Raw genomic sequence first — 22,261 nt, 5'->3', positions numbered from 1 at the left:
GTCAGCTGGATAGAGTACCTGGCTACGAACCAGGCGGTCGGAGGTTCGAATCCTCCCGCGTCCGCCACTTTCTCTCATGTAGAGTTAAAGTGACATAAACCGACGAAAGTCGGTTTTTTTGTGCCTGCAATTCGCGTAGGTGTGGTTGTAGGAGCGACTTCAGTTGTGAACATCACGCTTCCACACCACAAATTAAATCCCCAACTCAAAATACAAAAAATGCACCCCGTAGGCGTGAAACTTGTTTCGCGCGCATCTAGATGCTGTCGCCATAAATGGCGACCTACAGAATAGGATCATTCTTTAAAATAAAAAACTCATGCTTAATCGAACTGTGCGTGGCTCAATGGGGTGAAAGTGATTATCTTCTACCCCTTCTGTTGGTTCGCCCGCTAGTCTTGATGAGTAGTAGTAATCAATGTCATGGTCATTACTATCAAACAAGTTAAGCAATTCAAGTGCTGCTTTCCAATGAGTTTGCTGATAACTCACTAAACCATTCACCACAGTTAAAGGCTCTGAACGTTTGCTGCCATCATCACTCAACATACGTTTACCTATATGGCGTAAACGTAATGAGCTTTGCCACTGTTGTGCAAACTGCCAGCTAATCCCGGCACTTGCAACCACTGGTACAGCTCCCTCAATACGGTTGTTGTTATTGCTAATGTCTAAACGAGAATGCGTAAATGACGCTTCTGCATCTAAGCTTAATGTGTCACTAAGCCAGTAGTAGGCACTTAGTTCTATACCATAGCGCTGTGATGCATCACTGGCCTCAGTGTTACCTGCATCACCAACAAACAACAATTCTGAGTCGAGTTCTAGCCACCAAAGGGCTGCAGAAAAGTTAAATTGTTGCTCATCGAAGTAGCGCAACCCTAGCTCTGCACCGTTACTCTTAACGAGTAAGTCTACGGTGTTTGTTGCCTCAAGTGTTACTGGGTCTTGAGCAATGGTTGCACCACGAGCATCATTTGAATGAAAAGACTGCCCCCAGTTTGCATAACCAGCAAGGTTATCAGTAAATAAGTAAGTTAGACTCGCTTTAAAGCCGAGTAAATCATCATCTGCATCTCCAGAATTTAAACTGTTGTCGCTATCAACGTGAGCATCTAAATAATCATATCTAACACCAAGGGTTGCCTCTAACTGTTGGCTTAAATGAAGTTGTGTTTGCCAGTATGCTGTATAGCTTGTTTCCTCGACACTGTCTTGTCGTACTGTTGAAAGGTACTTTCGGGCTTGTGTATTGTATAGGCCAACTTTATTCACATTATCATGCCGAAGCTCTGTTCCAACGGTATGATTAACGGGAATATCACCTACATTAGCTGTAAATTGATAGCTTAGTGCTCCACCTGAGATGGTGCGGTTGTCTCGCTGGTTAAACTGATCGCCATTAATTGGATCGTTAAGGAAATATGAGAAGTTAGAGTATAAATTTAGCTCGTAGTCGATGAGGTATGCACTTACTGATAAGTTTTGTCCTTGCCAATTTGTCGATAAGCTATACCGACTTGACTCTCCGCCAAGTGTTTTATCGAGTGAGCCAAGCTCTGAAATGATACCTTGCTCAATAGCCCTTTGCGGGATCTGATCTGCTGAATTCCAACTGTTGTCATAAGCCATTGCCGTAATTGATAAGTTACCTTGTTCTGAATCACGACTATAACGTAGCAATGCGTTTTTTTTATTAACGTCTTCATTAATATCCTGCCAAGGCCCATCATAAACTTGCCACTCTGTCGCGCCTACCAGTTTGCCACTACCGATTGAGGTACTCCCTAATGCAACACCTCTATAGAAGTTATCTTCCCCTACAGTGATACTGAGCTGATCATGTTTAGGGTTGTCAGATAAATGAAAATAAGCACTGCCAGCCGTTGAAAAGTCGCCTTGGCGCACATCATAACTGCCTTTTTGATAACTAACAGTGGCAATTGTTTCTGGAATTATAAAGTTTAAGTCAGTATAGCCTTGCCCATGACCATGACTGCGCATATTGATAGGCATACCATCAATGTTCGTGGCAAAGTCTGTTCCATGATCAAGATTAAAGCCACGAATAAAATATTGATTCGCTTTTCCAGAGCCGCTGTGTTGGGTGACAGCCATACCGGGAATTAACTCAAGCAATTCAGTAGATCGAAGCATGGGTCTATTTTCTATTTCACCCTGACCAATAATACCGCTAGAGGCGCTTATAGACTCACCAATTAATCCAGTACGGTGACCATAAACCGTTATTTTTTCTATATTAGCAAACGCGTTAAAAGAGCAGTAGAAGGTTACAACACTGATACATAGCTTATTCATTTGAAAGATCCTTATTTGAAAGGTGCTAATCAACAAACGAGTAATTGCTAATATTGGATGCAAAAAACGTTTAAAAAATTGAGTTAATTTGCTTCATGGTCAATTTGTGTTAGATTTAATAAAATATTCCAAAAATAATAACAAGTGGGAATTTTATTTTATGTATGTGAAAGGTGCATATCAAAACAGGCTGGCTATAAGTTGCACCCTGATACTCTTGGCAGGTTGTCAAACAAGCACTGAAAAAGCCCCGTTAACCGACCAACAATACTTCGAGCAGGTGATGTTAGCGCCTGCTATTTTGCCAAACGATTTAACCAATACTGGCTGTTTATCGCTTGAGAGTGAAACTAAGCTGCAAGGCTATAAATCAGCGGCTGAGGTTAATTATCAGCAAGCAGGTTGGCAAAACAGAGTGGCAGCCGATTGGCAGTATTTTTTAGCCCCAGAGCAACCGGGTAAGCTACTCCTAATTGATTATCAAGTTCAAGCAGGGCAATTAGCTTACCGGTATTTAAGTGACGGCAGCCACAATGAGCTGTATGAACCTTGGAGCTCATCGAAGGTTCAAGCGTTTAGCGGTGCGCTGTCAAAAGTAAGACAAACTCACCCAGAGCTTGGTGCAGCTTCTTTTGCTGGTGATACGGCACTCGCTGATTTGATCAGCAGTATCAATAGTTACGAAGCATTTGGCAAAGCCGATGGTAATTCAAATGCGATAGCCAGTTATTTTGTCAATGTCGCAGGGCGCGAATATTTACGTGGGCTTTTTAATGATGGCTGGCTAAAACTACAGGATCAGCGTTTGTTATTTAACGGCGCATATGGCTCAGAGCAGTTTATGCCATCAGACGAATACTGGCATAACCCTGCTAATAATGAGCTTGATGCAAAGATAAGCCGGTACAAAGCAAGCAGTGATGATCCTGGCTATTTGGGGTATCGTTGTGAGGGTTGTGGTTTAACGGGCAACAAAGCAATGACCACACTTGCTCAAGCGGAATGGTTAAAACGTCTGGTTAGTCATCAGCGTGAACCAAGTACACAAATGCCTCATTTACAAGCAAGTGATGTTGATGTGCTACTTAACGGCACAGGTCATACAGATGAACATGCTCCTGTAGGCGGCATGATGGTGGGTATCAGTCATATCGTTACAAATGCATTGGCAAATGTTATTGCACCAAATGATAGTCGCTCAGTAAAGGAAGTGCTTGATGGCGCAACGAATGGGCAGTGGCGTGTTTGGCAAAAAATTGGTTGGGGGCCAAGTGAAACGCGCTCCACCACAGAAACGGTTATGTTGGCACATGTGTGTTTAGGCAATTACCAAGGTGGCCGAGAGTTTACGTTTAGTGTACAACAGTCAACTTTGGGGGCTGACGAAGCCAATTTGCCAACAGTCGGTAAGCAAATGCAGCAAAAGTTGCAGCATGCTTTTACAAAATTATTAGATTAACGCGTTCAATAAGGTACAGCTATGCGTCGTTCAATTATCGCTTTATCAATTACTTTAGGTGTTGCTTTTAGTGCACCTATGCATGCTGAGGGGTGGCAATCAGATGTTATCGGGGTCACGCAGTCACAGCTTTCGCCCAGCTACTGGCTAGCACAAGGTGCATCGGCAAAAGTGATCATGACAGAGGCGCAAATTGCGGCCTTCAACGAGAAACTAGTAAAAGATAATAAATACATTGTTGATCCCCTTTCATTTCAAAAATCGCTCACTAAAGACGAGCTAACAAGCGCCATTCATTCAGCAAGTTCAATTCCAAAAAGCCCGCGCTTTTTTACCGATGGCCGCCAACTCACAGCGAAAGATTTTGCTAAATATCAGGAAAACTTAAACCTTAACAAAGTCGGAGATAACAATGAGGTACGCTTTGCTGTGGTCGTTAAGCGCACGGCATTACGCACTTTTCCAACCTGGGTTCGGGTATTAAATAGCGGCCTTGATCAAGACTTAGATCGTTTTCAAGAAAGCGGTATGTTTCCGGGCGAAGCGGTTGCTGTATTGCATCAAAGCGCAGATAAAAAATGGTTGTTAGTTCGTGCTTACAACTACCTTGCATGGACGCCAGCCGAAGATCTTGCCTTTGCTGATGCGGATAAAATAAAAGCTTATCGCGAACAAGCTAACTTTTTGGTGGTAACCGGGGCAAAGGTCAATACTGCTTATGTGCCAAGCGATGAAACCCTCTCAGAAGTGCAGCTCGATATGGGAGTACGCTTACCATTGGTTGATAGTGAGCAAGTACCGTATTTGCTCAACGGCCAAAACAGCTATGCTAGCCATGTTGTACAGTTCCCAACCCGCGATGAGCAAGGCAAACTTGTAATTAAACCGGCGATGATCAGTAAAACTGCCGATGTAAACTTAGGCTACCTAGACTACAACGAACAGAATCTGATTAAACAAGGCTTTAAGTTTTTAGGCGAGCGTTATGGTTGGGGCCATGATTACAATGGTCGCGACTGCACTGGGTTTGTTGGTGAAATTTATAAGAGCTTTGGCCTACTAATGCCGCGTAATTCAGGCCAGCAAGGCAGTAGTGAATACGGGCAAAATAGTCGTTTTGATAAAAATACTGCGGCAGATGATAAGTTGCCGACGGTTAAGAACATGGCGATTGGCGATCTAATTTATATTCCGGGTCATGTAATGATGTACTTAGGAGAGCATCACGGTGAGCCTTATGTTATTCATGACGTTAAAGGCTTAGGTTATAAGAAAGGTGATGGTAGCTTTTATAGTAGTGCCTTGAATGGGGTGTCGGTCACGCCATTATTGCCACTTAGATTATCGCAAGAAACCAGCTACTTAGATCGTGTTTATAACATTAAGCGTATTCGTTAGAGGCCAGTATGAAAATTAAAGCTGTTCGCTTTGCAAAGCTCAAAGTGCCATTAGTTACCCCATTTAAAACCGCACTGAGAGAAGTGAGTTTTATCGAGGATTTAGTGGTTTTAATCGACACTGAATGTGGTCAAATTGGCTATGGCTCTGCGGCCTCAACTCCGGTTATTACAGGCGATACCCATCAAGGAATGATAGCGGTCATTCAGCAGTTTATTGCTCCTAAATTAGTGGGGCAAGAAATCGAAAACATTAATCAGCTTACCCACATTATTCAATCAACGGTGGTTGGTAACAGTAGTGCAAAAGCGGCTTTAGAGTTGGCGGTTTACGACTTGTGGGGCAAGCTCTATCAAGCGCCTTTATATAAGCTACTTGGTGGTGGTAATTCAGAGCTAAAAACTGATATCACCATTAGTGTCGATAACATAGATAAAATGCTCAGTGATTGTCAGCGAGCGGTTGAGCAAGGTTTTGATGTATTAAAAATAAAAATTGGCAATAACCTTAATCAAGATATTGAGCGAGTAAAAGCAATCCATGCAGGCTTTGCCGCTAAGGCGCAGCTGCGTTTAGATGTAAACCAAGGCTGGAATGCCAAACAAACTGTGTTTGCACTGCAGCAACTTGAGCAAGCAGGCGTGGTATTAGAGTTGGTTGAGCAGCCAGTAAAAAGCAGTGATATTCAAGGTCTCAAATATATTACTGAGCGAGTGAGCACCCCGATTATGGCCGATGAAAGCGCCTTTTCACCGAAGCAAGTAATACAACTTTTAGAGCTTGGCGCAGTTGATATTATTAATATTAAATTAATGAAAACGGGCGGCTTAAGCCGAGCAATAGAGATTGCTAATATCACAGCGCAATACCAAGCAGAGTGCATGATAGGTTGTATGCTAGAGGGCAGTATTGCCGTTGCAGGTGCTGCACATTTAGCCTCTGCCAAAGCGCAGCAAATCAGTAAAATCGATTTAGATGGCCCAGCCCTTGGTCAATATGACCCTGTGCAAGGGGGCGTTGAATTTAGCGGCCCACAAATACGCTTATCGGAAGCCCCAGGTCTTGGTATTGAATCAATAACGGGGCTTGAACTAATTACAAACGGAGTATGGCCAGCATGAAAAAACTAGTCAGTCTTATTGCAGTTATGAGTTTATCGGCTTGTGCCAGTAAAGAGTTACCTAAACCTGTTATTGATAACAGTCATCAACAGCTCGTGGTGGTGGTAGCCAATGACAGTGATGCCATTGATGCTACCTTGTATCGCTTTGAAAAAACCGCTGGTAGTTGGCAACAACAAGGCCAGCAACACGCGGTGGTACTGGGTCGTACTGGCCTTGCGTGGGGAGTGGGGCTGCATCCTGCACAGCCGGGTCAGCAAAAACAAGAAGGTGATGGTAAAGCGCCGGCAGGTATTTTTGAGCTTGGTACTGCTTTTGGCTATTTAGATTCATTACAAACGAACCTTAGTTATCAAGCAATGACAGCAAATGATTATTGTATCGATGTGAAAGGCTCACCGTTTTACAACCAATTGGTTGATAAAGCACAAGTAGGTGAAGATGCCGTAAAAGACTCTTCAGAATGGATGCGTCGTGATATTTACAGCCAAGATAACCTTTATAAAAAAGGCATTGTTGTTAAGCATAACCCAAGCAATATCAATGGCGCGGGCAGTTGTATCTTTATGCATTTATGGCGGGCGCCAAGTAAGCCTACAGCAGGTTGCACAGCAATGACAGAAAGCAATATGGATGCGTTACTTGCGTGGTTAGATGAGCGTAAAAAGCCGCTATTAGTCAGCTTAACCAAAGCGCAATATCAACAAAAGCAAAGTCAGTGGCAATTACCTAACTTAGCTAAATAAAAATAATGAAATAAAAGTATTTTAATTTTGTCATAATGATGGAATAATATATTCCATCAAGGTTTGGGTTAGGATAATAAATGAGTGCAAATTACGCTTTTCTCGATTGGCTAGTATTCGCAAGTTACGGTGCAATTTTATTGCTAAGTGGCTGGTGGTTTAATCGCAAACGCGCTAACTCAAGCCAAGATTTTTTTCTAGGCGGAAATAGTATGCCAACGTGGATGGTGGCTATTTCTGTTTTAGCGACTTCGCAATCAGCGGCAACGTTTATTGGTGGGCCTGATCAAGGCTATCAAGGTGATTTTTCTTATATTGCGACTAATATCGGTGCCTTTATTGCGGCCTTCATAGTATCGGCATTTTTAATTCCGAAGTTCTACCAGCAAAAAGTGTATACCGTTTACGAATTGCTTGAAAAACGTATCGGACCAAAGGCCAAGCGCCGTAGTGGCATGATGTATTTATTTGGTCGTGTGTTTGCCAGTGGCGCCCGTTTATACATGGCAGCGATTGCTGTGGCGATGATTCTGTATGGCAATATCGATGCCGATAGTGTGGTCATCGCGACTTTAGTATTGGCGCTTGCGGGTCTGCTTTATACCTTTTTGGGTGGCATTCGCAGCGTTATTTATTCTGATGTACTGCAAAGTATCGTTTATGTCAGTGCGGCTATTGCGGTTATTTGGTGCTTGTTGAGTGTTATTCCGGCTGATTTCTCAACCATTATTGCAACTTTGAGTGAGCCAAGTCCTGGTGCAGATTCAAAACTTGCGCTGTTTAAATTTGATTTAGATTTTGGCCCGTCAGGTGTGTTTAACATGGCCTCTGTGTTAACGGGGTTTGTGCTATTAAACATCGCTGCATTTGGTTTAGACCAAGATATGACGCAGCGCTTATTAACCTGTAAAAGTCCAAAAGAAGGCAGTAAAGCGTTATTACTATCGGTGGTGATGGTGATCCCAGTTATGGCTATTTTTATCTTTATTGGTTTGCTGCTGTATATTGTTTATCAGCAACCTGCACTAATGAATAGCGAAGCTGGGCAAACGGTCGTACAAGAATTTAATGGCGAAAAAATTACTATCTTTATGTACTACGTATTAAACGAAGTACCTGCCGGGGTTAAAGGTTTAGTCAGCGTGGGTATTATTGCTGCGGCTATTTCTACTTTGAACTCTGGGCTTAGTTCGATGTCTTCAGTCATCGTACAAGATATCTATCGCCCTTACTTGGAAAAACACAATAAACAAGTAAATGACCATCACTTTGTAAAAGCGGGTCGTGTAGGCATGGCTTTAGTAAGCCTTGCTTTAGCGCTTATGGCTATTCTTTGCTATTTCTGGCAGCAATACAGTGATATGCCATTATTAAAATTTGCGCTAAGTGTCATGGTGTTTTCGTACAGCGGTTTGTTAGGTGTGTATTTTACTACCTTGTTCACCAAACGAGGTAGTGAAGGTTCAGTGTTAGCGGCGCTAATAGCGGGCTTTATGGTGACCTTATTAATGCAGCCCTACATGATTGACTGGCTACTACCTGAGTCAATGCGCTTTTACTTAGGATTTACTTGGCAGCTATGCATAGGTACATTGCTCGCAACTATTGTATGTTGCCTAGGTAAAGCGGCACACGAGAAGAGCGCATAAATGGCCTTACGCTATATTTTAGCCATCGATGGCGGCGGCACCAAAGTGTTAGCTGAGCTAAAAGAGCAGGCAAGTGGTGCGACTTTCCGTGCCCAAGCGGGTTCGGCATCAATTTCGAATGATCTTGATTTAGCGTTAGAAAACATTGTTAAAGTGACCCGTGATGTTTGCCAGCAAAGTGGCGCAAAGCCAAGTGAAATTGTCACCGTTATGGGTGTTGCTGGTGGCTCATCGCAGAGTCTTGCTGAACAATTAACAGTGATGCTCAAGCTAGTTTACGAAATAGAATTTGCCAGTTTGCAAATTACCAGCGATGCAATTACGTCATTATATGGTGCTAATCTTGGTGACCCATGTGTGGTTATTGCCCTTGGCACCGGTGCTGTCGGTGCACGATTAAACGCCCAAAAGCAAACAAAGTTGGTGAGCGGTTGGGGCTTTTCCGTTGATGATTTTGGCGGTGGTGCCCGCATCGGCCTGATGGCAGTGCAGCAATTATTAAACGATATAGATATTTATGATTTACCAAAAAGTCGATTAACGGTTCGTTTGAGTGAGCAGCTAGGATGCACTCGTCAAACAATTAGTAGTTGGCTTAAACAAGCAAAACCTGCGGATTATGCAGCATTTAGCCCATTAGTGTTTAGCTTACAAAACGACTGTGAGGCGGCAAAAACGGTATTAACAGAGCATACCCAATCGGTGGTTAGGTTAATAAATAAAAGCCGAGGTAACTCGCCGTTACCGGTGATTTTAATTGGTGGTTTAGCGAAAGTCAGCCAACCATTATTGCCACGTGCCTTACAAAACGAATTATCTCCTTGTAAAGGAGATTCATTAACTGGTGCCGCCATTTTAGCGGCAAAGCATTACCATGACATTATTGAAAAAGGACAACCCAATGAGCCCTGAGCACGTCTTTAAGCAACAACGTGAGTTACTCGAAGAGTTAAACGGTATTGTCTCCGAAGGGCAAAACCCAGACACTTTGGATATCGATCTGCTCAGCTCCACTGAGATCCTCACTAAGATCAATAATGAAGATCACAAAGTAGCGGGTGCCGTGAAACAAGTGATCCCACAAATTAGTGAAGCTGTCGATCATGTGGTTGACGCATTTCAACAAGGTGGCAGGTTAATCTACATTGGCGCTGGCACCAGTGGTCGCTTAGGTATTTTGGATGCAGTTGAATGTGCGCCTACCTATAGCGTTAGCGATCAGCAAGTGCTCGGTATTATTGCAGGTGGTGACACCGCGGTTAAAAAAGCCGTAGAAGGCGCTGAGGATAGTACAACACTTGCTGTTGAAGATTTAAAAAATGTGAGTTTAACCAGTAAAGATGTCGTGGTTGGCATAGCTGCCAGTGGCCGTACCCCCTATGTTTGCTCGGCAATTGAATACGCTAAATCGTTAGGTTGTGTCACTGTGGGTGTTACTTGTAACCCAGACTCAGCTGTGATGCGTTTACCACAAATTGGTATTTGCCCTGTAGTTGGTGCAGAAGCTGTGACTGGTTCTACACGTATGAAATCGGGCACTGCACAGAAACTCGTGTTGAATATGCTAAGTACAGCCAGCATGATCCGCACAGGTAAAGTCTATAAAAACCTGATGGTTGATGTAAATGCCAGTAACGAAAAGCTACATGCTCGTGCTATTCGTATTGTGATGCAAGCAACAGAGTGTTCGCAGCAGCAAGCTGTTGATGCATTAAAGCAAGCAGGGCAAAGCGCAAAACTGGCTATTTTAATTGTGTTGACCGGAAAACCAGCTCCTGAAGCAAAACAGTTATTGTCAAAAGCAGGTGGCTTTTTACGTAAGGCGGTTGAAGAATAATGCGTTTATTAGTTATTTTAGTTCTTAGTTGTTTTGCGCTTTTAGGTTGCCAAGAAACACCTGCACAAGCGCCTAAAAATGCACAGCCTTTACAGGTTGGCGCAGCCAATTTTCAAGCTTATGTTCCTGCATTAAAAGGTAAACGTGTTGGCTTAGTCGTCAATCAAACGTCAGTGGTGAGTGGTCAACATTTGGTTGATGCATTACTTGATAATGGCGTAGTGATCGGCAAAATATTTGCGCCAGAGCATGGTTTTCGCGGCGATCATGACGCTGGTGCTCACGTTAAAAGCACAGTAGATGCTAAAACCGGCATTGATGTTGTGTCGATTTATGGCAGTAATAAAAAGCCAAGCCCTGAGATGCTTGCAGATCTAGATGTCATTATTTTTGATATTCAAGATGTTGGTGTGCGTTTTTATACTTACATCAGCTCAATGCATTACGTTATGGAAGCCGCCGCTGAAAATGGTAAACAGGTTGTGGTACTCGATAGACCTAACCCGAATATTGCCTATGTTGATGGGCCTATTCTTGACCCACAATTTCGCTCATTTGTTGGCATGCACGAAATTCCTGTTTTACACGGTATGACAGTGGCTGAACTTGCTCAAATGATTAAAGGCGAAGGCTGGATAAATGACGCAGATAAGCTTGAGCTAAGTGTCGTGCCTGTTACAAACTACGACCGTGCTATGGCTTATGAGCTACCAATAAAGCCAAGCCCTAACTTACCAAATGCCCAATCAATTGCGCTTTATCCATCTTTGTGTTTCTTTGAAGCAACGCCTGTGACTATTGGCCGTGGCACTGATTTTCCGTTTCAAGTTGTCGGTTACTCGCCAGTTAAACTGGGCGAATTTAGTTTTACGCCTAGGGCGATTAAAGGCACTTCAATGCACCCTAAATTCAAAGGGGTTGAAGTATTTGGTCAAGACTTACGAGATGCTGATATTCAAGGTTTAGATTTAAGTTTGTTTATTTCGGCTTATCAACAGTTGAGCGCGAATGATCAAACGTTTTTTGAACGAGCTGGTTTTATGGATAAACTTGCAGGAACTGATAAATTGCGTTTAGCGATTGAAGCTGGCCAAACTGAGCAACAAATCAAGCAAAGCTGGCAAGCGGATTTGAACGCTTTTAAACGCAAGCGAACGCCATATTTGCTGTATCAATAATAATTAGATAATTAGAGCAATAACAACGAGGCGCTTGCCTCGTTTTTTTATATTTCTAAAAATTAATTGTGGTATATTCAGGGACTTGATTTATAAGGATATACCATGAAAGTTCATTTAATTGCTGCATTTTCTTTACTCGCTGGCTGCTCACAACTCCCAAACAGTGCAACAAGTAACTCAACCGATGTGCTCGACCTTCGTGATGATAAAAACGCAGCAGAGCAGCTGTGGACACTTAAACATGCAACAAAGCCCAACTATCCTCAAGCTGCTTTAATATCTAAGCAGACAGGCTGTGCGCGCTTTATTATTACTATTGATAAACAAGGTAATACCACTGATATTCGTTTTGTAGAGAGCTTCCCTGAAGGGCTGTTTGTCGATGTGTCGCGAGAGTCACTTAAACATTGGCTGTGGCAGGCAAGTAAAAGTAACAGCGAGTCGCGAGCGATAACCCGAACGGTGCAGCTAGACTACTTCATGAAAGAAGCGGCTAATATAGATGCTGCAAAAGCATTTTGTACAATTTAAGCTTTTTTGAGACATAAAAAAGGGCCGCAATAGCGGCCCCAACAGGATTGATTAACTTAGAACTTGAAGTTAACTGAAAGCTGCAAACTACGCGGGTTATAGTAACTGCGTGATTCACCATAGTTTTCATCAAGTACATATGGGTTTTTGTTGTAACCTGTTTGGCGGTTAAAGACATTAAATATATCTGCGCGGAATTGTAATTCCATATCACCTGAGAACTTAAAGTCTTGGGTGTAGTTTAAGTCAAGTTGCCAGTGACTTGCTGTTCTTCGAGAACCTGCAGGCTCGGCATAGCGGCTAACATGGCTGGTTGGATAACCATACATAGTACCATCCCAGTTTTCCCAAGCTTGACCAGATTGGAATACAAAGTAAGCACCAATGTTTGCTTCCCACGGCACAGTGTAGTAACCATACACTTTAACTTTATGTGGCTTATCACCGGAAAGAGTCCCGTATCGGTTATCCCATGAGTAACGACCGCGCCCATCACCATAGTATGATGAGCCAATAAAGTTATTTGCATCATTACTTGTTGTGGTATTGTCTTGGTCGAAATTACCGTAGTAATGGCTCCAAACATATGAAGCATTGATGTAGCTGTTTTCACCTAAGTATTCAGCTTCGATGCTGGCTTCCCAATATTTGGTTTCACCGCCATCGACTTCAGCAATCACATAAGAAGAACCACCAATTTCATCGCGGATTTCATCTAGGTTATCTACATATAAACCTTTATCTGCAATATGTTGCGGTACGCCATCAGCATCAACGCCAGAGTAGTCAGTTAAGCGTGCCGTGTTTGGCATATCTTCCCAAAAATGCATACCTTTACGGTGACGTACGTGAGCACGTAATACTAAATCAGAACCCACGTATTTAGTGGTACCAAGCGTGAACTCATTAATTCGACGGGGCTTCATGCCTTCTTGGAATGCTTTACCTGACGAGCCGCGTCGAGGTGATGCAGAAAGAATATTACCTGATTCATCAAGTAGTAATTCAATTTCAGCGCGAGTATTACGATCCCATGAAGCTGCACGAGCCAAAGAGCTTGCTTCAGGGTTATAAATAGCAAAGTTCGCAAACACTGAATCTTCGCCAGAGTATGTCCAGGTTGCACCTAAACGAGGTTGAAGCATATCACTCCAATCTGTTTTATACATTTCGTACTTATTTCCTGGAGCCAACTCATAACCTGAAACGGTTCCTGACTTCGCTTTTAAGCCTTGCCCGTACCAAGTATCTTGGCTCACAAGTAAACCGATATTATAAGTCCAGTCACCATGCTCAATAGTATCGTTTATTTCGAAATTGAGGCTGCGCATTTCAGAATCGATACCTGAGACTGTGCTTCCATCTTCGGTTGCCAGACTCATTTGTTGTACATGTGCGCGATAAATGGCATCGGCAGGGTCAAAGCCTTCAGTGTCTGCATCAGCATCGACTAAACCGCCAAGGTAAGAGATGCGTCCCCAGCCATTTGATAATCGGGTAAGTTGCTCTTCACTTTCTTCCCACTTAGCACCAAAATGAAGCGTGTGGTATGTGTCACCCCAGTCAAATTCATGCTCTAAGCTAATTTCAAACGAATCACGATAGAAGTTAATATTGTCATATTGTGAATAAGCGCCAACTCCACCACCGCCTTTTAACACTCCATCTTCCGTGTAACCGTAGGTATTAATTAATCCGGTAGCTCCAGCATTGTAAATAGCAATTTGTTCTTCAGTGAAGCCTTCTTCAGGATCATAGTCTCTAAGGCTTGGTACCGAGAAGTAACCCATCTGAGTAAGGTTGTTAACATCAAGCTGACTATTTAATGAAGGTACGACACTCAACTCTGTATCTGGTTTCGAACCTGTTTCTAATTCAAACTTACTGTATTGGAATGATAGAGTGGTTGCAGAGCCTAAAATCCAAGAGCCATCTAAAGTAAAAATATCTTGGTCAGCTTTACTACCGACAGATACACTGTCAGTTTCGTAAGCGCCAATTGAATCACCTTTAACTTCTTTGTCGGATGTACGTTGTGAAATATTAATTAAAATATCGTCAGTGGGCGCCCAAGTTAATTTTCCAAAGTATTCATCGCGGATACTTTCATATTCTTTAACGCCACCATAGGCAGTATCTTTATTCGAGCGAGTTTCTTCTGGGCGATAATAAGAGGTATAGAAATATAAGGTATCCTCAATAAGTGGGCCGCCTAAACTTGCTGTTAACCAGCTTTTATCGAGCTCATAGCTTTCTTCACCAACAGGTGTTGCAACAAAGCTTTTTGGTTGTACTTTGTATTCTACATTGCCGTGAAACTCGTCAGTACCTGATTTTGATACGGTGTTAATTGAGAAGCCACCTGAGCGGTTAAAACCAACCGCTTTTGCACCACCGCGGTCCATAGTAACGTAAGCAACGTCGTGAGTTGATGGCTCTGATGCTAAGTTACCAAACATCGGCATTGAAACATTTACACCGTCAAATCCATAAGAGTTATCAACCCCAGAGCCACCCGCTGACGGACCTAAAATTGTATTTGCCGAAAGCTCAACACCTGGTACAAGTTTTAATAGGTCACGATAATCTTGACCAACAGGCACGCTGTTGATTGCTTCTTCACCTAATGAGTTAGTTAGTGCAGACTTACCTTGGCGGAATAATTTACTGCCGGTAACCGTGATGACTTCAACGTTTTCGTTAGCACCACCCATAGTGACGTTTAGGCTCGAAGTTTGTTCAAGTAAAACATCCACAGTCATGGTTTGAGTTACACCGTTTTTATCGGTGAAAGTCAGTTCATAAGTACCCGGTTTTAATTGTGGTAAGTCGTAGCTGCCGTCTTCTCGTGTAACGACAGTACGTGGTTTTGGCATCACATTACTTTTTGCTGTAACGGTGATCCCCGCCAGTGACTGCTGTGCTTCTGGTGATGATACCTTACCTTTGATCCCCCCGGTTAGATTTGCAAAGGCTGGCGCGCTGGCGAGTGCCGCGGCCATAACAACACCGGTTAAGGCTGTTTTCTTTGCGCGAAGTGCATTGCTAGTCGCTTTTGCTATATAGCTCATTGCGAGTGTGGATGCATGTTGTTTCATTGTTTCCCGTCCTTATATTTATATGCTTTGCTGGACTACTTACCCAATTGAGACTTATGAACTTTAAAATTATGTTGCCCATATATTAAACAGGTGTTATTGAATGTGGTCAAGAATATTTTTTTATTTTAAGGTGTGTTTTTAGGAATAAAATATATAACCGATTTTAGGTAAAGCTTAGCAATAACTAGCCTTAGCGAGTGGCTAATTTAGTGTTAGCAAAACTTTGTAAGAAATTATGACTTTTTGGTCAGTACCTTAGCTAAACGAGTAAATGATTTAGAGGGTAAAAATGAATTGTTAATTACAAATATAAAATAGACACAAAAAAAGCAGCCTAAGCTGCTTTTTAGTATTTAAGTAACTTTAATGAAGAAATTAGTTATTCTTAAATTCGCCAACAACTTCATTAGAATGTTCTAGTAACTTACGGCCTTGACGGCTTGATTGCGTTAGGGCTATAAACAAAATATCAATGACAAAATCTTGTGCCGTTCGCGCTAAAATTGACGATAAACGTACAGACTCACCCTCAGCAACCGAGTAAAGTTTTACATCAGCTGAGTCGGCAACAAGGCTACTGCCAAATTTTGTCACTGAGATCACCGAGCTTGAATTTTTCTTGGCTTGCTTAACAACTTCGGCAATTTCGCGAGTCATACCTGATTCACTAATCGCGATGACCAAATCACCTTTCGAAAAGGTCGCAACATACGCAAGTTGTGCATGCCCATCTGGCTCTGCAATTGCAGGCATACCGAGTTTTTGCAATTTATAAGAAAAATCTTTTGCAACCAGCGCTGAGCCACCTAAACCACAAATCAGAATACGTTTTGCTGATTTTAATAGCTCTACCGCTTTTTCGACGGCAGGCGCTTCGTTGAGGTTTTTTGTTTCGGTTAACACCGCCAATTTACTGCTTAATAGTTTTTCGGCGATTTGCTCTAGCGAGTCATTCAGGGTGATCTTGCCATGTAGCTTAGGTTCGCTCGTTTCATCGTTAAGGGCATCAATTACCGCAAGCTTAAAAGCAGGGAAGCCTTTATAACCTAACTTTTGCGAAAACTTCACCACACTTGATTGGCTTACACCAACCACTTTTGCTAGTTCAACCGATGATAAATTACGAATGGCATTCGCTGAATTTAACGTAAAGTCAGCAAGCTTAGCTTCGCTGCTCGATAGAGATTGGCGTAAGGCTTTAATTTTTACAAAAGTAGACATAGGGCTCACTTTGTTTGCTTAACTTAGTCAAAACGCAAAGCATGGTTCTATTATAAACACAGGGCTTGGGCGCATTGTTTGCTTAACACGACGACTTATTTTTGTTTTAGCAGACCTAAGTTTGGAATATTTTTCTTAATTTAGATGGAATAATATAGTTTTATTCCATAATAGATACAACACTAATTATTGAGAAAGCCCTATTTTTAGTAACTTAGCGATAATGTATGCTTTTTATTCTTTAAATGTGAAATAAAATATTTTACATGTTAAGTGGGTGTTGCTACTGTATTGCTGAGAATCGTCAATGCTTAAATCATCAGGTATGAATCTGTTATGAGTTTTACCCCTTTGAAAACATTACTTAAACAGCTGTGTTATCTCAGTAGTGCGGCATTATTAGTAAGCTGTGCCAGTAATCCATATACCTACACACAATCAGCTAATTACAGCCATCGTGTTAAGTTCTTAGTGATGCATTACACCGCTATTGATTACGAAAAATCAATGCGTGCGCTCGTGGATGAAGGGGGATTGAGTTCACATTATTTATTACCCGAATCAGGCGATCCTAGTTACCCAAAAGATGATTTAGAAATTATTCAGCTAGTTGATGAAAAAGATAGAGCATGGCACGCCGGACGCAGTTTTTGGCAAGGCCGAGAAGATTTAAACGATCATTCTATTGGTATTGAAATAGTGAATGTACCAAGCTGTCATATTCCTGAGCAAACAAAGCTTGCAATGGAAAACGACGCCAGCAAGTTATGTATTTTTCCAGACTATGATGCCAAACAAATTGAACTACTAATCAAGCTAAGCAAAGATATTCTTGCTCGTAATCCAGATATCGGCCCAACTCAAGTTATTGGCCATTCTGATATTGCCCCAAGCCGTAAGAACGACCCAGGCCCGCGTTTTCCTTGGTATCAACTGTATAAAGCAGGTATCGGTGCGTGGTATGACAGCAACACCGTTGATAAGTATTGGCAGCTATTTAGTGCATCAAAACCTTCTGTTGAATTAATGCAAAAAGCATTGCGCAGTTACGGCTATGAGGTGATTGCAACGGGTCAGCTTGATTCGCAAACGCTCGATGCCCTAAGTGCTTTTCAAATGCACTTTTTGCCTTGGCATGTAAGCGGTAATAGTGATGCAAGAAGTGCCGCTGTGCTATTTGCATTACTAGATAAGTACTTTCCTAAAAAGCTTGAGCGGTTATTTAAAGAATATCAGCAGCAACAGCAAGCGGTTGAGCCTGCGCCAAAAACACTGGCCAATGCACAAGTTGTAGCGCGTATTCCGGCTCTTGATCCAAGCAGTCGCGCGCTTGTTAACGACCGAGGCACTTTTATAGCCTATAAAGGTCGCGGTGAAATCATTATAGAAAACCAAGATGCAACCAGTGCTGATATTTTCATTAATGGTGAAAAAATTAATATTGCCTCACCATTAACAGCCGAAAAAATATATCAATACAGTTTGGCTAAACGCACCCGCGATGGCATTAACACCTATAAAGTAGAAAATGTATTGCCAGAAGGGGCAAGTTTAACCTTACGTTTTCCTTATCCAACGCTTGATAAAAACAGCGCTCAAAAGCGTTTTAGTGCTGTTGATGAATTAATTAATCAAGAGATTAAAGAGGGCTTTCCAGGCGCGGTACTTGCCGTTATTAAAGATGGCAAGTTGATTAAACTAAGCCATTATGGCGCGGCTAAAAAGTATCATGCTGATGGCAGTGAGCTTGCAAGCCCACAAGCTATGCAAAACGATACCTTGTTTGATATAGCCTCAAATTCAAAAATGTTTGCCACTAACTTTGCACTGATGAAGCTTGCCAGCGAAGGAAAACTCGACGTAGAAAAACCGCTGTTCTATTACCTACCAGAATTTAGGAGCAGCGGCCGTGAACAGCGTTTAGTAAAAGATTTACTCACCCATAGTGCGGGTTACCCAGCCGTGGTTGATTTTCATCGTAAAGACAATAAATTTGGTGAGCGCTTTTTTTCTCAAAACAGCCTACGTACTAAAAACCTGTTATTAACAGGCGTGCCTTTTGTGGCTGGTCGTAACGTAAAACACCTATATTCTGATATCGATTATATGTTGCTTGGTGTATTAGTTGAGCGTATCAGCGGTATGGCGCTCGATACCTATGTTGAGAGCCAAGTTTATCAGCCGCTTGGTTTAACACATACGGTTTATAATCCATTGCAAAAAGGCTTTTTAGCTTCACAGATTGCCGCTACTGAGATTAACGGCAACACCCGAGGTGGTCGCATTGAGTTTGAAAACATTCGAACCGATGTACTGCAAGGTGAAGTACATGATGAAAAAGCCTTTTATGCTTTAGGTGGTGTAGCGGGGCATGCGGGGCTATTTAGTACCGCTGGTGACTTGTCCGTACTTATGCAGGTGTTACTCAATGGTGGCGGTTACGACAACAAACAAATTTTTACGCCACAAGTACTTGAGCAATTCACAAACTCCCAAGCAAGCGATGAGACCTATGGGTTAGGGTGGCGACGCGCTGGGCATCAAGCGCGCAAATGGCATTTTGGCCCTTATGCTAGCCCGCGGGCTTTTGGTCATACGGGCTGGACAGGCACTGTAACCGTTATTGACCCCGAATACGACCTTGCTATTGTACTACTAACCAACGCGCGTCATACCCCTATTGAAGGCTCGCAAAAAAATTACCAGTTTGTCGGCAAGCGTTTTGAAACAGGTAAGTATGGCTCTATTATCTCACTGATTTATGAGAGTATATTAAATCACTAGTCGAATTAAGTTGAGTTTGGTGGCAAAGCCATTAAGCTTAGCAAGTTTTCGCATAATAAAAATAAAATGTTGTTCTTAATTTAAAAGGGTTTTTATGTCTTGGTATTCAATTTTACCACCCTTGATTGCTATCTTAATTGTGTTTTGGCGCAAAGAAGTGATCATGGCGTTATTAGTCGCTGTTGCGTCGTCTGAGTTTTTACTTGCTCTGAATGGTGAAGGTAATACCTTGTTTTTCACCTTTATCAATACCATAGAGCGAGTCATTGAAGTTGCCAGCTCCCCTGGTAATAGCCGTATCCTTATTTTTAGTGTTCTAATCGGTGCTTTACTTGCCTACATTCGTGAATCTGGCGGTGTGGCTGCGACGGTTAATTTACTGATGAACAAAGGGGTTGCAAAAAGTAAGCGCCAAGTGGGTTACTTAACCATGTTCTCAGGTATTGCGGTGTTCATTGAATCGAACTTAAGTGTATTAACCTCGGGGATTTTATCGCGTGGTTTGTTTGATAAATTTAAAATGAGCCGAGCGCGCCTTGCTTACATTATCGATAGTACTAGTGCACCTGTATGTATCCTAATCTTGCTAAATGGCTGGGGCGCTTATGTGTTGGGCTTGCTTGGCAACTACGAAATGGAAGAGTCAGCTGTATCGGTATTATGGGGCAGTATTGGTTATAACTTCTATGCCATTATCGCGCTACTTATCGTGTTTTATACGATTACTTTCGACAAGGTACATGGCCCATTAAAGCAAGCAGAAGAAAATTTTGAACAACAAGAAACGGAGCTTGCAGAAGAAGTCAAAGGCTCAAAAGCGCGTTACATGCTTGTGCCACTTATCACTTTAATTGGTAGCATGGTTGGCTTTATGTTCTGGACTGGCGATGGCGATATTGCCAGCGGCAGCGGCTCTAAATCAGTACTGTATGCAACTATTTTAGCTTGTGTTGTGGCTTACTTTTTAATGATTAGCTCGCGTGAATTTACGCATCATAAGCTGGTTGATATTGGCTTTAAAGGAATGGGTGAGTTACTTCCATTAGTGTCTATTGTATTACTTTCACTCACTTTAGGTGCAAGCTTAAAAGACCTAGGTACGGGTGTGTTTGTAGCCGGGCTAGTCGGTGATTTCTTACCTATTTACTTGGTTGTGCCAGTGCTGTTTTTAACGGGTGCAGTAATTTCATTTACCACAGGTACCTCGTGGGGCACATTCGCAATACTTATTCCAATTGGTGTACCGCTCATTCAAGCATTAGGTTTACCACCTTCATTGGTCATTGCTGCTATTCTAGGTGGTGGTGTGTTTGGCGATCACTGCTCGCCAATTTCAGATACCAGCGCAGTATCGGCCATTGCATCAGGCTGTGATTTATTAACGCACGTAAAAACTCAAATGCCATATGCCTTATTCGGCGGTGCGCTAACTTTTATTGCTTACCTAGTGACAAGCATAATTGTTTTATAAGTAATAGCTTTAAGCTGTAAGCTTTAAGTTATAAGTAAAAAACCACAGAGGAGTCTGTGGTTTTTTATTGCTTGTAACGTAAGTCGTATGTTCAAGTTTGATAGCCGTCAGTTTGAAAGCTGATAGCTCTGAGGTGTTGGGTTTCGCTTCGCTCTATCCAACCTACGATTTAGGTACAACCTTATAAACACCGACACCATCAACACCAAGATATAAATCACCATTAGGGTGGGTGGCAAGGCTGCGCACGCGACCTACACCTTCAAATACCTTACTGTGGCCTGTTACTTTGTCACCATCAAGTTTCACTAACACAAGGTGACCAAACTTCATCGAACCTACGGCAATTTGACCTTGCCACTGAGGGTATTTATCGCTGGTGATAAATTCCATTCCAGAAGGGGCAATTGAAGGCACCCAATACCAATCAGGTTGTTCCATTCCCTCGCGACTGGTTTCGTCAGTAATTTTTGTACCAATGTAGTTGATCCCATAAGTGATCTCAGGCCAACCATAGTTAGCACCTGCTTTAACTATGTTGATTTCATCGCCGCCACGGGGGCCATGTTCATGACTCCATATAACCCCAGTTTCTGGGTGCATCGCCATACCTTGAGGGTTACGGTGTCCATATGAATAAATACTTTTGTGAGTTGTTTTATGGTTATAAAACGGGTTTGATTTAGGGATAGAGCCATCGCTATTGATACGGTGAATTTTGCCAGCATCATAGTCAAGGCTTTGTGGGTGAACGTCTCTTTTGCCACGGTCGCCAATAGAGAAGTACAAGTAACCTTGTTTGTCGAACTCAATACGCGAACCATAGTGTTTTGTTGTTTCAATATTTGGCTCGCCATCAAACAATAATTGCTGATCAATAAGAGCCATATCTTTAAAGCGGGCGCGCATAATCGAGGTGTTATAACCCTCACCATCGCCTTCATAGCCCGAGTACGAAAAGTAAATCCAGCCATTGTCGGCAAAGTTCGGATCAAGCTCTATGTCTAATAAGCCCCCTTGACCTTCATCATGTACTTTAGGTGTGCCTTTAACTATTTGCTCAACGAGTTTGCCATCACGAATTAATCTAAGCTCGCCACGTCTGTCGGTAACGAGTAAGTCACGCTCGTTAAGCCAAGCCATACCCCACGGAATTTGAATTCCTTCACTTACTAATTCTAGTTTGTAGTTATCAGCGCTAGCATCCAGAGGGATCTTTTGCTCCGGCTGAGCGCACGCTTGCAAGCTCGACAAGCTAATTGAGGTAATGATTAAACTGTTAAACAAAGACCTTTTCATGGTAACTCCATAATATTTAAACACGATGTTACTAGCCTAGCTGGTTCAGCATTAAATTGTTATTAACATTAGAGCAATGTGCGATTATTGGTAGGAAAAGCGAGGTAAAGAGTGGAGTATTAGCCGTCAGCCGTCAGCCGTCAG

Annotated in this window: 15 protein-coding genes; 11 read left to right on the top strand and 4 right to left on the bottom strand. The window is 42.4% G+C overall.

Annotated elements, in window-relative coordinates; translation table 11 throughout:
• Nucleotides 1–303: 303 nt before the first annotated feature.
• Nucleotides 304–2,319, bottom strand: a complete 2,016-nt coding sequence (locus CWB80_RS20865) for a TonB-dependent receptor (protein ID WP_138601994.1) — start codon at nt 2,317–2,319, stop codon at nt 304–306.
• A gap of 217 nt (nt 2,320–2,536) precedes the next feature.
• On the opposite strand from CWB80_RS20865, the gene CWB80_RS20860 reads away from it, so the two are divergent.
• From CWB80_RS20860 to CWB80_RS20820, 9 genes are all read left to right on the top strand, one after another.
• The gene (locus CWB80_RS20860) at nt 2,537–3,778 is read left to right on the top strand and encodes a hypothetical protein (RefSeq protein ID WP_138601992.1); all 1,242 of its coding nucleotides are present in this window, start codon (nt 2,537–2,539) and stop codon (nt 3,776–3,778) included.
• Between the two features lie 21 nt (nt 3,779–3,799).
• A complete protein-coding gene (locus CWB80_RS20855) occupies nt 3,800–5,176 on the top strand; it encodes an SH3 domain-containing protein (protein ID WP_138601990.1) in 1,377 nt (458 codons plus the stop codon).
• 8 nt (nt 5,177–5,184) lie between these two features.
• Nucleotides 5,185–6,297 (top strand): mandelate racemase/muconate lactonizing enzyme family protein, encoded by a 1,113-nt coding sequence (locus tag CWB80_RS20850; protein ID WP_138601988.1) that lies wholly within the window; start codon nt 5,185–5,187, stop codon nt 6,295–6,297.
• Nucleotides 6,294–7,043 (top strand): L,D-transpeptidase family protein, encoded by a 750-nt coding sequence (locus tag CWB80_RS20845; RefSeq protein WP_082389162.1) that lies wholly within the window; start codon nt 6,294–6,296, stop codon nt 7,041–7,043. Before CWB80_RS20850 ends, CWB80_RS20845 begins: the two co-directional genes overlap by 4 nt.
• 80 nt (nt 7,044–7,123) lie before the next feature.
• Nucleotides 7,124–8,692 carry a sodium:solute symporter gene (locus CWB80_RS20840; protein ID WP_138601986.1) on the top strand — a complete coding sequence of 523 codons (1,569 nt, stop codon included), beginning with the start codon at nt 7,124–7,126 and terminating at the stop codon, nt 8,690–8,692.
• Nucleotides 8,693–9,604, top strand: coding sequence for a glucosamine kinase nucleotide-binding domain-containing protein (locus CWB80_RS20835; RefSeq protein ID WP_138601984.1), 912 nt, complete (start codon nt 8,693–8,695; stop codon nt 9,602–9,604).
• Entirely contained in the window at nt 9,594–10,529 is a 936-nt protein-coding gene (murQ, locus tag CWB80_RS20830) for an N-acetylmuramic acid 6-phosphate etherase (protein WP_138601982.1), read from the top strand. Before CWB80_RS20835 ends, murQ begins: the two co-directional genes overlap by 11 nt.
• On the top strand, nt 10,529–11,707 hold the full coding sequence (locus CWB80_RS20825) for an exo-beta-N-acetylmuramidase NamZ family protein (protein WP_138601980.1): 1,179 nt from the start codon (nt 10,529–10,531) through the stop codon (nt 11,705–11,707). Before murQ ends, CWB80_RS20825 begins: the two co-directional genes overlap by 1 nt.
• 105 nt (nt 11,708–11,812) lie before the next feature.
• Complete coding sequence (locus CWB80_RS20820; RefSeq protein WP_138601978.1) at nt 11,813–12,241, top strand: energy transducer TonB; 429 nt, start codon at nt 11,813–11,815, stop codon at nt 12,239–12,241.
• Between the two features lie 56 nt (nt 12,242–12,297).
• Here CWB80_RS20820 and CWB80_RS20815 read toward each other — a convergent pair whose 3' ends face one another.
• Nucleotides 12,298–15,339: a carboxypeptidase regulatory-like domain-containing protein gene (locus CWB80_RS20815; protein ID WP_138601976.1), complete on the bottom strand. Its 3,042-nt coding sequence runs from the start codon at nt 15,337–15,339 to the stop codon at nt 12,298–12,300.
• A gap of 378 nt (nt 15,340–15,717) precedes the next feature.
• Complete coding sequence (locus CWB80_RS20810) at nt 15,718–16,563, bottom strand: MurR/RpiR family transcriptional regulator (protein WP_054551264.1); 846 nt, start codon at nt 16,561–16,563, stop codon at nt 15,718–15,720.
• A gap of 336 nt (nt 16,564–16,899) precedes the next feature.
• On the opposite strand from CWB80_RS20810, the gene pbp4b reads away from it, so the two are divergent.
• Nucleotides 16,900–19,347, top strand: coding sequence for a penicillin binding protein PBP4B (gene pbp4b / locus CWB80_RS20805; protein ID WP_138601974.1), 2,448 nt, complete (start codon nt 16,900–16,902; stop codon nt 19,345–19,347).
• Nucleotides 19,348–19,441: 94 nt separating this feature from the next.
• Entirely contained in the window at nt 19,442–20,818 is a 1,377-nt protein-coding gene (locus CWB80_RS20800; protein ID WP_138601972.1) for a Na+/H+ antiporter NhaC family protein, read from the top strand.
• A 162-nt stretch (nt 20,819–20,980) separates the two neighbouring features.
• On the opposite strand, the gene CWB80_RS20795 is transcribed toward CWB80_RS20800, so the two are convergent.
• Complete coding sequence (locus CWB80_RS20795) at nt 20,981–22,117, bottom strand: PQQ-dependent sugar dehydrogenase (RefSeq protein ID WP_138601970.1); 1,137 nt, start codon at nt 22,115–22,117, stop codon at nt 20,981–20,983.
• Between the last annotated feature and the right edge of the window lie 144 nt (nt 22,118–22,261).

The sequence above is a fragment of the Pseudoalteromonas sp. S1650 genome, assembly GCF_005887195.1.
GTDB lineage: Bacteria > Pseudomonadota > Gammaproteobacteria > Enterobacterales > Alteromonadaceae > Pseudoalteromonas > Pseudoalteromonas simplex.
The sequence above is the reverse complement of the archived record's forward strand: the minus strand, read 5'-3'. Positions and strand labels throughout refer to the sequence as shown.

Bases quoted from the DNA above. Each gene is read 5' to 3' on its own strand.
- CWB80_RS20865 (WP_138601994.1), bottom strand. From the start codon at position 2,319: ATGAATAAGCTATGTATCAGTGTTGTAACCTTCTACTGCTCTTTTAAC.
- CWB80_RS20855 (WP_138601990.1), top strand. From the start codon at position 3,800: ATGCGTCGTTCAATTATCGCTTTATCAATTACTTTAGGTGTTGCTTTT.
- CWB80_RS20850 (WP_138601988.1), top strand. From the start codon at position 5,185: ATGAAAATTAAAGCTGTTCGCTTTGCAAAGCTCAAAGTGCCATTAGTT.
- CWB80_RS20845 (WP_082389162.1), top strand. From the start codon at position 6,294: ATGAAAAAACTAGTCAGTCTTATTGCAGTTATGAGTTTATCGGCTTGT.
- CWB80_RS20840 (WP_138601986.1), top strand. From the start codon at position 7,124: ATGAGTGCAAATTACGCTTTTCTCGATTGGCTAGTATTCGCAAGTTAC.
- CWB80_RS20835 (WP_138601984.1), top strand. From the start codon at position 8,693: ATGGCCTTACGCTATATTTTAGCCATCGATGGCGGCGGCACCAAAGTG.
- murQ (WP_138601982.1), top strand. From the start codon at position 9,594: ATGAGCCCTGAGCACGTCTTTAAGCAACAACGTGAGTTACTCGAAGAG.
- CWB80_RS20825 (WP_138601980.1), top strand. From the start codon at position 10,529: ATGCGTTTATTAGTTATTTTAGTTCTTAGTTGTTTTGCGCTTTTAGGT.
- CWB80_RS20820 (WP_138601978.1), top strand. From the start codon at position 11,813: ATGAAAGTTCATTTAATTGCTGCATTTTCTTTACTCGCTGGCTGCTCA.
- CWB80_RS20815 (WP_138601976.1), bottom strand. From the start codon at position 15,339: ATGAAACAACATGCATCCACACTCGCAATGAGCTATATAGCAAAAGCG.
- CWB80_RS20810 (WP_054551264.1), bottom strand. From the start codon at position 16,563: ATGTCTACTTTTGTAAAAATTAAAGCCTTACGCCAATCTCTATCGAGC.
- pbp4b (WP_138601974.1), top strand. From the start codon at position 16,900: ATGAGTTTTACCCCTTTGAAAACATTACTTAAACAGCTGTGTTATCTC.
- CWB80_RS20800 (WP_138601972.1), top strand. From the start codon at position 19,442: ATGTCTTGGTATTCAATTTTACCACCCTTGATTGCTATCTTAATTGTG.
- CWB80_RS20795 (WP_138601970.1), bottom strand. From the start codon at position 22,117: ATGAAAAGGTCTTTGTTTAACAGTTTAATCATTACCTCAATTAGCTTG.